Annotated in this window: 12 protein-coding genes; 10 read left to right on the top strand and 2 right to left on the bottom strand. The window is 59.7% G+C overall.

The features are described from left to right. Positions 1 to 194 precede the first annotated feature (194 nt). Together E4K09_RS02910 and E4K09_RS02905 are read right to left on the bottom strand one after the other, a co-directional pair. Entirely contained in the window at positions 195 to 1385 is a 1191-nt protein-coding gene (locus E4K09_RS02910) for a mandelate racemase/muconate lactonizing enzyme family protein (protein ID WP_134495069.1), read from the bottom strand. A gap of 47 nt (positions 1386 to 1432) precedes the next feature. After that, entirely contained in the window at positions 1433 to 2116 is a 684-nt protein-coding gene (locus E4K09_RS02905) for a GntR family transcriptional regulator (RefSeq protein ID WP_244610333.1), read from the bottom strand. A gap of 267 nt (positions 2117 to 2383) precedes the next feature. Here E4K09_RS02905 and E4K09_RS02900 point away from each other — a divergent pair, with 267 nt between their 5' ends. The 10 genes from E4K09_RS02900 (at position 2384) to E4K09_RS02855 (ending at position 13418) form a co-directional block, all read left to right on the top strand. Continuing rightward, positions 2384 to 3424 carry a succinylglutamate desuccinylase/aspartoacylase family protein gene (locus E4K09_RS02900; RefSeq protein WP_134495065.1) on the top strand — a complete coding sequence of 347 codons (1041 nt, stop codon included), beginning with the start codon at positions 2384 to 2386 and terminating at the stop codon, positions 3422 to 3424. 149 nt (positions 3425 to 3573) lie between these two features. Next, positions 3574 to 5118: an ABC transporter substrate-binding protein gene (locus E4K09_RS02895; RefSeq protein ID WP_134495063.1), complete on the top strand. Its 1545-nt coding sequence runs from the start codon at positions 3574 to 3576 to the stop codon at positions 5116 to 5118. 50 nt (positions 5119 to 5168) lie between these two features. Further along, complete coding sequence (locus E4K09_RS02890) at positions 5169 to 6113, top strand: ABC transporter permease (protein WP_134495061.1); 945 nt, start codon at positions 5169 to 5171, stop codon at positions 6111 to 6113. Next, a complete protein-coding gene (locus E4K09_RS02885; protein ID WP_134495059.1) occupies positions 6110 to 6982 on the top strand; it encodes an ABC transporter permease in 873 nt (290 codons plus the stop codon). The genes E4K09_RS02890 and E4K09_RS02885 overlap by 4 nt, the downstream gene beginning before the upstream one ends. A gap of 10 nt (positions 6983 to 6992) precedes the next feature. Then, a complete protein-coding gene (locus E4K09_RS02880) occupies positions 6993 to 7982 on the top strand; it encodes an ABC transporter ATP-binding protein (protein WP_134495057.1) in 990 nt (329 codons plus the stop codon). Further along, the gene (locus E4K09_RS02875) at positions 7979 to 8983 is read left to right on the top strand and encodes an ABC transporter ATP-binding protein (RefSeq protein ID WP_134495055.1); all 1005 of its coding nucleotides are present in this window, start codon (positions 7979 to 7981) and stop codon (positions 8981 to 8983) included. Before E4K09_RS02880 ends, E4K09_RS02875 begins: the two co-directional genes overlap by 4 nt. A 9-nt stretch (positions 8984 to 8992) precedes the next feature. Continuing rightward, a complete protein-coding gene (locus tag E4K09_RS02870; RefSeq protein WP_134495053.1) occupies positions 8993 to 10480 on the top strand; it encodes a M81 family metallopeptidase in 1488 nt (495 codons plus the stop codon). 36 nt (positions 10481 to 10516) lie between these two features. Then, positions 10517 to 11695: a mandelate racemase/muconate lactonizing enzyme family protein gene (locus E4K09_RS02865; protein WP_134495051.1), complete on the top strand. Its 1179-nt coding sequence runs from the start codon at positions 10517 to 10519 to the stop codon at positions 11693 to 11695. A gap of 60 nt (positions 11696 to 11755) precedes the next feature. Continuing rightward, complete coding sequence (locus tag E4K09_RS02860; RefSeq protein WP_134495049.1) at positions 11756 to 12682, top strand: DMT family transporter; 927 nt, start codon at positions 11756 to 11758, stop codon at positions 12680 to 12682. Beyond that, positions 12669 to 13418 carry an SDR family NAD(P)-dependent oxidoreductase gene (locus E4K09_RS02855; protein ID WP_134495047.1) on the top strand — a complete coding sequence of 250 codons (750 nt, stop codon included), beginning with the start codon at positions 12669 to 12671 and terminating at the stop codon, positions 13416 to 13418. Before E4K09_RS02860 ends, E4K09_RS02855 begins: the two co-directional genes overlap by 14 nt. Positions 13419 to 13637 lie beyond the last annotated feature (219 nt).

Here is a 13637-nt window from a genome sequence, read left to right as displayed (position 1 = left end):
CTAGTTCCTCCGAGGTTCTTCGAACGGCCGTTTTCCGGCTTCTTGTATTGATATATGGCTGTTGTGCCCTTCAGCGGAACATTCAAATCGAAATGGCGCCTAATGGCGAGACGCCAGGACTTGTTCGCATTCAGGACATCCGGCCTAACCCTTTCGAAATAGCTTCCTTTGTCTTAGAATCGTTCTCTGCATATTCAGAGAAACAGCGGCGACGGATCCGGAACGAACTTTCGGATCTTGTCACGGTCGATCTCCACACCTAGGCCAGGCCGTTCAGGAATGGACAGATAGCCTTCGCCATCGAGCTCGAAGGGCTTCACGAGAATGCCATCGACATAAGGGCTTCCGCCGATGAATTCCACGAGGTCCGCATCCGGGAAGGCCGATGCAATCTGTAGATCGGCGGCGACGCCAAGCGCGGTATTCCAGCCGTGGCCGATATATTTGACGCCGAATTCGGCCGCCATCCAGGCGATCCGCCGCTGTTCGCTGATGCCGCCGACCTTGGTGACATCCGGCTGAACGATGTCGAAGGCACCCCGGGTCAGCCATGGAATGAAGGCTTGGCGTCGGGTGAGAACTTCGCCTCCGGCGATCGGAACCGGGCTGACCCGCCGGAGGTGACAGAAGTCATCGAGCGCATCAGGCTTGAGCGCCTCTTCGAACCAGCCAACATTGTAGTCTTTCAGCATCTCGGCAGTCCGTATGGCCCACTTGAGCCCATGCGGCCAGTATGCGTCACTCGCGCCCGCATCCACGAGCAGCTTGTTGTCGTGTCCGGCCGCTTCGCGTGCGGCCCGAACGATGGCTTCATCAAGCTTCGTGTCCAGCGCCCGCCCAAACGGTCCCCAGCCGATCTTGAACGCGCGGAAGCCCTTTTCGCGGTATTCGGCGATGACATCGCCCATCCGGGCTGGCTCCTCCATGAGAAGAGAGCAGTAAGGCTGAACCCGGCGCCGATAGGTACCACCAAGCAAGCGTCCGACCGGCATTCCAGTGGCCTTGCCCAAAATATCCCAGAGCGCGATGTCAATGCCGCTGATGGCATGGGTGAGCGTTCCACCTCTACCCATCCAGAAAGTGTTCTGGTGCAGTTTCTCGGTGACGCGCTCGGGTTCAAGCGCATTTTCTCCGGCATATAGGGGCTCGAGAACTTTCAGTCCGGCTTGGACGAGGCGACCGTCGGTGAATGCACTGCCGAAGCCCGTGATGCCTGCATCTGTATGCACGGCAATAATGGCATGGATCGAGTCCTCCGGCTTGATCTCCGCTGACCATCCGCCTTTTGGACTCTCTCCGAAGAGGGGAGCTGCCTCGATCGACCGTATCCTGATCGGCGGAATTGCCGCCGCGTGTCGGGTGTGGCCGGTCGCTGAATCTGCCATGTGGGGTACCTTATTTTGGAGGGTGAGGGAAAAAGCCGGAAGAGGGATCAGGTGTTGTCGACCGACTCCCGCTCAGCCCGGCGTCGGGCAATGAGGCCAATGAAATCGACAGCGTGGGTTTGAATGTTGATGTGGTCGTCGAGAGCCTTGGTCATCGCCTTCAGGTCACCGGTCTCGAAAACGCGCACAAGCGCTCGGTGCTCTTGGACGATATCGGCCATATTCTTCCCGAGGGTTGATAGACCGACAATAATGGTGAGCTGCCGGGACAGCATCTCCCAGAGATCGCAGATCACCTCGTTCCCACTGAACTGGCACAATGCCCGATGAAAGGCGGTATCAGCGTTTGCAAGCCCGTAGGCATCTCCACGCGCTCCCATCAGCTCGAGTTCGTCAATGTGGTGATGCAGGAGCTGCACCTCCTGCTTGCCGTTGCGTCCGGCCATGATGGCCCGCGTCGCAGCAGCCGTTTCCAGGGCGACCCGCGCTTCGATCAGGTGGTCGATCCGCTCCTGCGTAACTGTGCGCAGGCGGATACCCTTATAAGGCTCGTTGACGACAAGACCCTGGCTCTCGAGGATCCGCAGCGCCTCCCGCACGGGGACCCGGCTGATGCCGAGACCCTGTGCGAGCTCGGCTTCGACGATCCTATCTCCGGGAAGAATACGGCTCGATGCAGCTGCCGCAACAATCTCATCGATGACCATGTCGACCAGCGTCCGGGGTTTCAATGGTCGCCACCCGTTCTGTGGTGCGGCTTCAGCGCGTTGCTGACTCGGCGCTTCTCTTAAACTGGTTTTCGTCCTTGTCATCACTCAGTCACTCAAGATTTCTGGCTGGTCCGAGAGCCGCTACCGAACGCACTGGACCAGCTGGCCGCCGATCCCGTCTGCTCCTGCCTCAAGGAGTCGCGCCCGGATCAGGATGGCCATTGACATGTCGTAGAATCGTATACCAACATACGATCAGCAAAACAAGATCGCATGGGGAATGAGACAATGGCCGGTGACGAGTCCAAAAGTCGAATTCAGTATGGGGTGGATTTCGACAGGGCCGGGCGTCAGGCCGGCTATCTGCGGGCGCCTCTATCTCGCAACATGTCGGGGTGGGGCACGGTGGAGATCCCCATCGTTTGCGTGAAGAACGGCTCCGGACCGACGGTATTGCTGACCGGCGGCGTCCACGGGGATGAATACGAGGGGCAGATCACGGTCTCGGACCTCGCCCGCACGCTGGACCCCATGGCCATTCAGGGACGTGTCATCATGCTTCCTGCGGTCAATGTGCCGGCCGTCTTGAACGATACGCGCCTGTCGCCTGTCGACCATCGCGACCTGAACCGCTGCTTCCCGGGGAATCCCCGCGGCACGTTCTCGGAGATGCTGGCCCACTTCATTGACACGGTCGTGCTGCCGCTGGTGGACGTCTCAGTAGACGTCCACACCGCCGGGCATTCCATGGAGTCGGCCCTTTCGACCAATATGCATTATCTGCCTGATCCACAGATGCGTAAGCGCACCATGGATGCAGCAGCAGCCTTCGGGGCGCCGTTCAACGTCGTGTTCTGGGGTGTCGACGAGGGAGCAACCTTGACCTCCTCCGTCGAGCGCCGTGGCATCCTGTCACTTGGAACGGAGCTCGGCGGGTGGGGCCGCGTCAACGTCGAAGGCGTGCGCATCGGCAAGCGGGGCCTGACCAACGTCCTCAAGCACCTTGGCGTCATGGAGGGCAGACCGGACACGTCCCAACGTGACGGGTCGCCCGGAACGCGCCACATGATGGTGCGTGATCAGGATTGCTATCTCTTCGCCCCTGCCGGCGGCGTCTTCGAGCCGCGGCATCTGGCGGGAGCGGCCGTCGAAGAGAACGATATCGCAGGCTACCTCCATTTCGTCGAGGACATCAACCACGCACCGACCGAGATCCGCTACCGTCGATCGGGCGTGCTCTGGATGGCATCGGGACCGGGCCGCGTGCAGCGCGGCGATGTCGTCGCCGTGGTGATGAACGACTACGACGATGCGCTCGCAGCTGCATGAGGGTTAGCCGCGCTGAAGCCAGATATGAACGGTATCAGCCCGAAAGACGCGCGGCCGGCGGAAATTACAGAACAGAACAAGGCGAGGGTTCGACGCCCGGAGTCTTGCAAGAGGGTATACGGCCTTAGGCCAAGACAACGGAGGACGAGATGAATCACTACAAAGGCTTTGGCATAGCCGTGTTGGGTGCGGCCATGCTGTTGACGGTCCCTGGAGCAGCTTTTGCTCAAACCAAAGGGGGCGATGTTGTCGTTGGCATCGTCCAGGCTCCCCCATCCCTCGATGCTCATGTGACCACGGCGCAGGCGGCGAGAAACGTCACGCTACATCTTTACGAAACGCTCTTTGCGCGCAACGAGAATGCAAAGCCCGTTCCCGAACTGGCGGAGGGCGTGAAAATCTCCGACGACGGAAAAACCTACGTCTTCCCGATCCGCCAGGGAGTAAAGTTCCACAATGGCAAGGAGCTCGACGCGAACGATGTCGTCGCATCGCTTGAACGGTACCGCAAGATCGGCGCCTCTGCCCCTCTGCTGAACGCGGTCGACACGGTCCGCGCGACCGGTCCGCGGGAGGTAACGATCACGCTGAAGGAAATCCAGTCCACTTTCCTCGACAACCTATCCTCGCCGCGTGCGCCGATAGCGATCTATCCAGCCGAGGAGGCTGCCAAGCCAGCGAACCAGATCAACTACATCGGCACGGGTCCATACCGGTTCGTCGAGTACAAGCCCGACAGTCACGTGAAGATCGAACGTTTCGACGGATACGTGACGAACCCTAACGCCAAAGGCCGTGACGGTCTGGCCGGTAAGAAAGAGGTCTTTCTCGACTCTGTAACCTTCCGGTTTATGCCCGAAGCCGGCGCTCGCAATGCTGCACTGGAGGCGGGTGAGGTGCATTTCCTGGAAACTGTCGATGGGCCGACTGCGAAACGTCTACAGAGCGACAAGAAGTACGCCGTTTACAAGGTCCTTCCCTTCGCCTTCCAAGTGATCAAGTTCAACCATGCTCAACCACCCGCAAGCGACGTGAACTTCCGTCTCGCTGTACAGGCCGCCCTCGACATGGAAGAGGTCATGGCGATCTCCTATCCTGATATCTATCAGATGGATGGCGCATGGCTCTACCCGGGCGCTGCCTTCTACACGAAATCCAATACGGAGAAGTACAACCAAGCCGATCCGGAAGCTGCGAAGGCCCTGCTCGCGAAGTCGGGCTACAAGGGCGAGAAGCTCACCTTTATCGTCGATAATCTGCGCGCCAACACGGATACGGCTACGGTAGTGCAGCAGCGGCTGAAGGATATTGGGATCAACATCGAACTCTCGGTTGCGGACTGGCCAACCGTTTCAAAGCTCGGCTTCACACCAACGGGCTGGAACTTCTGGGCGCACGGTTACGGAATTGAACCCTACGAGGGACCTGCCTCGGTGATGGCCCCTTGGGTCAACGGCACCTCGCAGCAGAAGAAGGACGGGAAAATCGACGAGTTCTACGCCGCCCTGACGACAACCATGGACGAAGGAAAGCGTAAACAGATTTTCGCAGATTTCCAGAAGCACATGTACGACAACGCCGTCGCAATGAAGGCTGGCAACTACGGCCTCTTCCAGGTGTCAAGCGCGAAACTGAAAAACTTCGAGCCCTCCCGGATCCCACGCATGTGGGGAGTGTGGCTGGCGCAGAACTGAAGATGCCAGGCGGGTAGGGAATGCCTCTACCCGCCCCGAAAGGAGGGGTGATGGCGAGGTTTCTGACTAAACGGCTTGCTGGCGCATTTGTCGTCCTCGTGCTCGTGTCGCTGATGTCATTCTCGATTATCTGGCTCGTGCCGGGCGATCCAACTGCGGCTTTTCTTGATACCAGCGCCACACCGGAGCAGGTGGAACGGCTGCGCCGCGAACTTGGCCTCGACCAGCCTATTTTCATCCAGATGCTCGAATGGTATGGGCGCATCCTGCAAGGTGATCTTGGGCATTCCATTCTTCTCAACCGCAGCGTCACGGCAGCCATCCTTGAACGCCTGCCGGTAACGCTCTCGCTTGCTAGCATCGCGCTCGCGCTTGCTCTCTTAGCCGGCATCTCGGCGGGTATCGTGGCTGCGGTCAACCACAACCGCTGGCCGGATCAGGTCGTCATGACGGTTGCCCTGTTCGGGTTATCGGTTCCAGATTTCTGGCTCGGGATCATGTTGATCCTGCTGTTTGCTGTGAAACTCGGCTTCTTCCCGACCGGCGGGTACGTTCCACTCGGCGAGGATCCTCTCGGCTGGCTGGGCAGCATCTTCATGCCAGCCATGACGTTGGCGGTCATTCAGGTTGGCTTCATCGCACGCATGACCCGCGCATCAATGCTGGAAATCTTGAACCAGGACTTCATCCGGACGGCCGACGCCAAGGGATTGAAGCGCATGGATATCATGCTGCGCCATGGCCTCCCGAACGCGCTTGTTCCTGTTCTCACAGTAGCGGGGATCGTCGCGGGGGCTCTTCTCGGTGGTGCCGTAATCATTGAGCAGGTCTTCTCCATTCCGGGGGTAGGGCGGCTCATCATCGGAGGCATTCTGTCGCGAGACTACCCGGTTATCCAGGGCGGTCTGCTGTTTCTGGCCGTGATCTACCTCGCCGTAAACCTTGTCGTTGACATCCTCTATGCCTTTGTTGATCCGCGAGTTCGTTTGGAATGAGTGCTGTCGTATCCGGCTTGGAAGCATCCAGCCAAAGTCCCACTTGGCACGCCGCGACGCGGCTCCTGCACAATCGTTCTTTTTTGATCGGCGCTGGGCTGGTGCTTGCCATAGCCCTGATGGCCCTTTTTGCCGACGCGCTGGCTCCCTTCGATCCGCTGCGCAACAGTTTTCGGACACGGCTTCTTGCCCCGGATGGGCGCTACTGGTTCGGCACGGACCATTTCGGCCGAGATATCCTCTCGCGCGTGATCTTCGGTGCGCGGATCTCCCTCACAATTGGCATTCTCACGGCGCTCCTGACTGGTATTGCGGGAACGCTTATAGGGGCGACGGCGGGATTCTTCCGGCCGCTGGACAACCCCGTGATGCGCCTGATGGACGCCCTGATGGCATTTCCGGCGATCCTACTCGCGATCGCCGTCGCCGCCGTTCTCGGCGCGTCAGTGACGAATGTCATCATCGCTCTGGCCATCGCGACCACGCCGCATACGGCTCGCATCGTGCGCGCATCGGTACTCGTCGTGCGCGAACAGGAGTTCGTCCTGGCTGCGCGGGCGCTCGGCGCCTCGGAAACGAGGCTTCTTTTCCGGCACGTGCTACCCAATGCTCTTGGCCCGCTGATCGTGCGTCTAACCTATGTGTTTGCGACAGCTATTTTGGCAGAAGCAGCCCTGTCGTTCATCGGGGTCGGCCCGCCGCCGCCGGCACCATCGTTTGGCAGCATCATCGCGCAGGGGCGAGACTTTATCGCGGAAGCACCCTGGATCACAATATTTCCTGGCCTAGCCATCATCATATCCGTTCTAGGACTGAACCTACTCGGTGACGGGCTGCGCGATGTCCTCGACCCACGGATGAGGACCTGAGGTGACGAAGATGACCCGTCCCATTCTCGAAATCAAAGGTCTCACGACGACTCTGGCTAATAGCAAGGCCACGGTCCTCGAAGATGTATCCTTCTCCCTGCAACCAGGCGAAGTACTTGGCGTGGTGGGCGAGTCCGGGAGCGGAAAGAGTATGCTCGCTCTTTCCGTGATGGGCCTCCTCCCAAAGGTGATCCGGCGAACCGCCGGGTATATCATCCTCAATGGTGAGGATCTGACCGGCTCGCCGCCCGAGCATTGGCGGGAAAAGCGCGGACGAGACCTCGCCATGATCTTCCAGGAACCTATGACTGCGCTCAACCCCGTCATGCGGGTCGGAGATCAGGTCGCGGAGGTTCTGCGCCGCAGAGGCGTTCCTGCCGAGAAGGCCCGGCAGGAGACAATTAATCTCTTTATGCAGGTCGAGATTCCCTCTCCTGAGCAACGCGTTAGAGCCTATCCGCACGAATTGTCGGGCGGCATGCGCCAGCGGGTTATGATTGCCATCGCGCTTGCGGCGGACCCAAAGGTTCTCATCGCGGACGAGCCAACAACCGCGCTCGATGTAACTGTTCAGGCGCAGATTCTCGACCTTCTGCGCAAGCTGCAGAGAGAGAGGGGATTATCCCTGCTCTTCATCACGCACGACCTTGGCGTCATCGCAGAAATCGCGGACCGGGTTTTGGTTCTGTATGCCGGGCGTGTTGCGGAACTTGCTTCCGTCCGGAAGATCTTCGACAGCCCGCAGCACCCTTACACGCGCGCCCTGTTAGCTTCGATCCCGCAGACCAAAGGGCCGCGTGGACGGCTCGTGACCATAGAAGGAGCAGTGCCATCCGTTGGCACCATGCCTAAAGGATGTCGTTATGCGCCGCGCTGCACGTTCCGGCGCGACATCTGCGAGCAGGAGCCGCCCCGATTAGGCATTGTCGGGCCCAGCCAGGCCGCGGCATGTCTACAACCCTTTGGCTTCGAGCAGCCACAAGAAGAGGCTCTGGCATGACGTCCGAAACAGTCATTGAAGCGCGCGGCTTGACCAAGGTCTTTGGTGGTCGGAGCGGGATCTTCAAGGGGCACTCCGCAGGGACGCGGGCCGTGGACGGAGTCGACCTCGCCGTGCGCTTAGGCGAAACCCTCGGCCTCGTCGGCGAATCTGGTTGCGGCAAGTCGACCACTGGTCGCCTGCTCCTTCGTCTGATCGAGCCCACTACTGGATCCGTCTTCTTCAATGGACGCGACCTGACGGAACTGTCCAAAGCGGAACTGCGCCGCAGCCGACGAGAAATGCAGATCATCTTTCAGGATCCCTACGGCTCCCTCAATCCGCGTATGACAGTTGGCGATGCGATTGCCGAAGCCTACGTGATCCACGGCATCGGCGATTACGCCACGCGGCAGCGCTCTGTCCGGGAAATGTTGGATTTGGTGCGCCTCCCGCATTCGGCGGCTGCGCGTTATCCGCATGAATTCTCCGGTGGCCAGCGCCAGCGCATTGGAATCGCCCGTGCCCTTGCGCTGAGACCAGGTTTCGTGGTGTGCGACGAGGCGGTCTCGGCCCTGGACGTCTCCGTCCAGGCGCAGATCATCAACCTCTTGCAAGACTTGCAGCGTGAACTGAACCTGACCTACCTGTTTATTTCACACAATCTGTCGGTTGTGCGCCATATCTCTGACCGGGTGGCGGTGATGTACCTTGGACGCATCGTTGAGATTGCCAAGGCTGACGCCCTGTTTGCGAACCCGGCCCATCCGTATACGCGGGCACTTCTCTCGGCTATCCCCCGATCCCATCCAGATGAACTCCGCCACCGACACCAGCTGAGTGGGGATCTGCCGAGTGCGCTCGCCATACCACAGGGCTGCCGCTTCGTTTCTCGCTGCCCCTTTTCGCAGGAACGCTGCCGGACCATCGATCCGCCGCTCGGCTCCTTGTCTGATCACCGCCTTGTCGCCTGCCACCGCGCCGCCGATGGCACGCTCCCCGTCTTTGAATTGAATGCCTGAGGAAACACGATGCCGAAAGTTCTAGTCGTTGAGTGCATGCAGGAGATCTCCTCCTTCAATCCGCTTCCATCCGAATACGAGAATTTCCATATCGAACGGGGTGAAGAGCTTTATGCCCAGCGGGGGCTCAATACGGCCATTGGCGGAGCCCTGTCCGTGTTCGAGGAAAGTCCTAACATTTCTCTCGTTCCGGTTATCGGGGCGCGGGCGGGCAGCGCTGGTTTGCTATCGGCGCATGGCTGGCAAAGGCTCTCGACGGAAATCCTGGACGGGCTCAAGGCACGCATGGACGATGTGAACGGCATCTATGTCTCGCTACACGGAGCCATGGGTGCCGACGGCGAACTTGATCCAGAGGGATATCTTCTGTCCGAGATCCGCTGCATGGTGGGACCTGACGTACCCATCGTTATATCGCTCGATCTGCACGGTATTCTGACCGACAGGATGCTACGCCAGATCGACGGGCTGGCGATCTATCACACGTATCCGCATGTTGATTTCGCAGACACGGGCAAGCGTGCTGCCCGGCTTCTTCTGACACTGCTCCAGGGCGGCAGGAGGCCCGTGATTGCCCGTGCGGTCATTCCCGCTCTGGTGCGTGGAGACGAACTGATCACCCGAACCGGCTGCTATGGCGATCTTATCCGTGAGTGCCAGCGCATCGAGAGGGACGGTACCGCGATGGCGGCCGGGATCATGATCGGAAATCCCTTCACCGATGTCCCGGAACTCTGCACCCAGGTGCTGGTGATGACTGATGGCGATGAAAGCGTTGCTCGCCGCGAGGCCGAACGCCTGGCGCAGGAATTCTGGCAGCAGCGGTTCCGGATGCAGGGCAAATTGATCCCCCTCGACCGGTCTATCGCCCAGGCGAGCACGATCAATGGCCCTGTCGTCTTCACCGATGCCGCGGACGCCACATCGTCAGGAGCGACCGGCGATTCCAATATCATCCTCAAAGCCCTGCGCGATGCAGGATACAGGAAGCGCGTCCTGGCGCAGATCGTCGACCCTCCGGCGGCTGCCGCGGCACAAAAAGCGGGGGTCGGAGCTACGATTGAGGTCACCCTCGGTGGTTTCTATGACAAGAAGCGTTTCGAGCCAATGCCCGTGCGCGCCGAGGTCCAGTCCCTGTCAAATGGGCGCTCTCAGCTTGAGACTATGAAAACCGGCCTAGACGCGGGCCCGACGGCGGTTCTGACCTTCGACAACTTCACAGTGGTCGTGCTCAGCCGAACCGTCAGCCTGTTTGATCGCGCCATGTACTATTCCAACGGGCTTGATCCGCAGGATTTCGACCTCATCGTTGTCAAGTCGCCTCACACGGAGCACCACATGTATGACGGCTGGGTCGAGAAGAACTTCAATATCGACGCGCCGGGCGCAACTTCGGCGAACCTGCAGACCCTGGGACACACAATCTGCGCCCGGCCGATGTATCCGCTGGACGAGATCGTCGAGTTCATCCCAACATCCAGCATCTATGCGCGCTAGCATCCATCAACCCCTCATCCGCTAATGGCTACCACTATGAAGATTGAATCGGTCGACTTCTTTTACTTGGCGATGCCTGAGATCACGACGGAGGCCGACGGCAGCCAGGATGCGCTGCTGGTGCGTGTCACAGCAGGCGGGTATACCGGCTGGGGCGAGTGCGAGGCCTCGCCTCTTGTTTCGATCGCGGGCTTCGTCTGCCCCATGTCCCACGGGGTCTGTCAACCCGTCGGGGCCTCGGTCCTGGGCCGGAACATCGATTCTCCTGACGACATCGCGCTCATTGCGGCAGAGGTCGAGTACAACAGCATGGATCTGCTGCAGGCCGCGCACACGTTCTCCGGCGTGGAGATGGCGTTGTGGGATCTACTCGGAAAGGCGAGGGGTGAGCCTGTCTGGAAGCTTCTTGGTTACGACGCGTCCCACAAAAAGACACCTTACGCGTCCCAGCTTTTTGGCGATACACCACATGAGACGTACCAGGGCGCGGTGAAGGCCCGGAAGGACGGCTTCAGGGCAGTCAAATTCGGTTGGGGGCCAATCGGGCGCGGCCGGGTTGAGAGTGATGAAGAACACTTTCATGCGGCACGCGAGGGATTGGGGCCCGATGGCATCCTCCTGGTTGATGTCGGACAAATCTGGGGCGAGGACGTGGAAGCCGCGGTGGCAAGACTGCCTGCGCTGGAGGCGACGGGTGCCACGTGGCTGGAGGAGCCTTTCCATGCCAGCGCGCTTGAAGCCTATGGTGCACTCGCCCGCCGCAGTGGCAAGGTGAGGATCGCTGGTGGGGAGGGGGCGCACAACGTTTCCATGGCGCGACATCTGATAGACTACGGTGGTGTAGGGTTCATTCAGATCGATTGTGGCCGCATCGGCGGCATCGGACCAGCCAAGAAGGTCGCGGACTACGCCGCAGCCCGTAATGTCACATTCGTGAATCATACGTTCACGTCCCATCTGGCCTTGAGTGCGTCATTGCAGCCTTATGCTGGTCTCGCAGACCACACGATCTGTGAGTTTCCGTTTGCACCTAAGCCAATAGCCCGCGAATTCACAGCCAACGCTCTGCAGCGGGACGAGAACGGCGAAATTGCTGCCCCCGATGCTCCAGGTCTCGGGATTAAAATCGATCAGGAAGGCGTCCGGAAATATCTTCTTGACCTCGAGATCAAGGTGTCAGGACGTACGCTTTATGTGACACCAGAGCTGGCATAGGGGAAGACTCCAGCGCCGTTGTTCACGGGGCCGGCGGCTCCTCTAGATCGAGAACCGGATATGTCAGGTGTTGCCGTCGGCGCGGCATTGCTCGTCGCCTCAAGCCTACTCTCGACCATGGAGGTGATCTGCGTTCGCCTTCTCGAAGGGCATGCCAGCAATGGGCAGATCCTTTTGTTCCGAGCCGGCGGACAGCTTGCTTTGGTGAGTGCGAGCATTGCATTCGTCGGAGGGCTTCCCATTCTCCGCACGAAACGGCTTTCTGTCCACCTGATCCGCGCGGGCCTCTCTGCTGGGTCATGGTGGCTGTATTATGCAAGCTTCCAGACTCTTGATCTCGCACTCGCCACAACGCTTAGCTTCTCCAGCCAGATCTTTGTCGTCATTCTGGCGACACTGTGCCTGGGTGAGCGCCTGACTCCGCGCAGGCTCAGCGCGACACTCCTCGGCCTTTTTGGAATTGCCATCGCCGTGCGTCTCTGGGGCGTTCAGTCTATCGACGGTCGGGCCCTGTACGGTCTCGCTAGCGCTCTCCTTGGTGCGGTGATGCTCGTCATCACGCGCTCGCTGTCGCAGACTGAGCGGACGCAGACGATCATGTTCTATATTGGAGTGATCGTGTTTCTGGCCGCAGTGCCTCAGGCGGCACTAGACTGGAGGTCCCTTGCGGGACGCGATTTAGTGCTTCTCCTGGCTATGGGACTTCTTGGTACGAGCGCCATGTGGCTTATGGTGGAGGCATATCGGTACGCGGAAGCCTCTTCCTTGGCACCATTCCCTTACTTCCGCCTGATCTTCTCGGTGGTGGCTGGATCTGTCTTCTTCAGCGAAGTTGTGCGGATGGAAACCTTGGTTGGTGCCAGCCTGATCGTCGGGAGTGTACTCCTTATTATCTCTGAGGCGCAAAAACAAGCCACTAACCTTAGTGGAACCCGACCACGATTGATCTCGCAATGGAAGAAAAGGCTAGGTAATGAGCAGCAATAGGCGATTTGAAGGGCGCAGTGCCATCGTCACCGGGGGCGCATCGGGTATCGGCCTTGGCATCGCGACGAGGCTCGTATCCGAGGGAGCGCAGGTCGCGATCTGGGATATGAGCCCTGGTGCGCTTGCGGATGCGCGTGAGAAAATCGGCAGCGGCATCACGGCGGTGCGCGTCGACATCACGGATCCGGAGGACGTGCATGCCGCACGGGAGGAAACGCTTTCCGCCTTGGGCGGGATTGATGTTCTGGTGGCATGCGCAGGCATCACAGGTCCGAACACGACGACCTGGGAATATCCCATCGACGCCTGGCGGAAGGTCGTGGACGTCAACCTCAACGGTCTGTTCGATTGTAATCGCGCCGTCGTTCCTTCGATGCTCGAGGGTGGCTATGGCCGCATCGTCAACGTGGCCTCTGTCGCTGGCAAGGAGGGCAACCCGAACGCCTCGGCCTACAGCGCCTCGAAGGCTGCCGTGATCGGTCTGACGAAATCCCTCGGCAAGGAGCTTGCCAAGAACAGCATCACGGTGAACTGCGTAACGCCGGCCGCGGTCCGCACTCCGATCTTCGACCAGATGAGCCAGACCCATATCGACTACATGCTGTCAAAGATCCCGATGGGGCGCTTCGGCGAGGTCGAGGAGGTGACCGCCTTGATCTGCTGGCTTGCCAGCGAGGAGTGTTCCTTCACGACTGGCGGCGTCTTCGACATCTCCGGCGGGCGCGCAACGTATTGAAAAGGCAATCTCCGTTCGGCCCGCGGGATCATGCCGCAATTTGCGATACTCACGCCGTGTATAAAAAATAGGAAGCAAGAAATGACTAACAGAACCAAAAGGTGCACACCCGATCAGCTTCGCTCCCGGCTCTGGTTTGACAACCCGGACAATCCCGGCATGACGGCGCTTTATCTTGAGCGCTATCTGAACTTCGGTCTGACCGGCAAGGAGCTGCAG

The sequence above is a fragment of the Microvirga pakistanensis genome (assembly GCF_004458765.1).
GTDB lineage: Bacteria > Pseudomonadota > Alphaproteobacteria > Rhizobiales > Beijerinckiaceae > Microvirga > Microvirga pakistanensis.
This window is presented reverse-complemented; position numbering and strand designations above follow the sequence as displayed.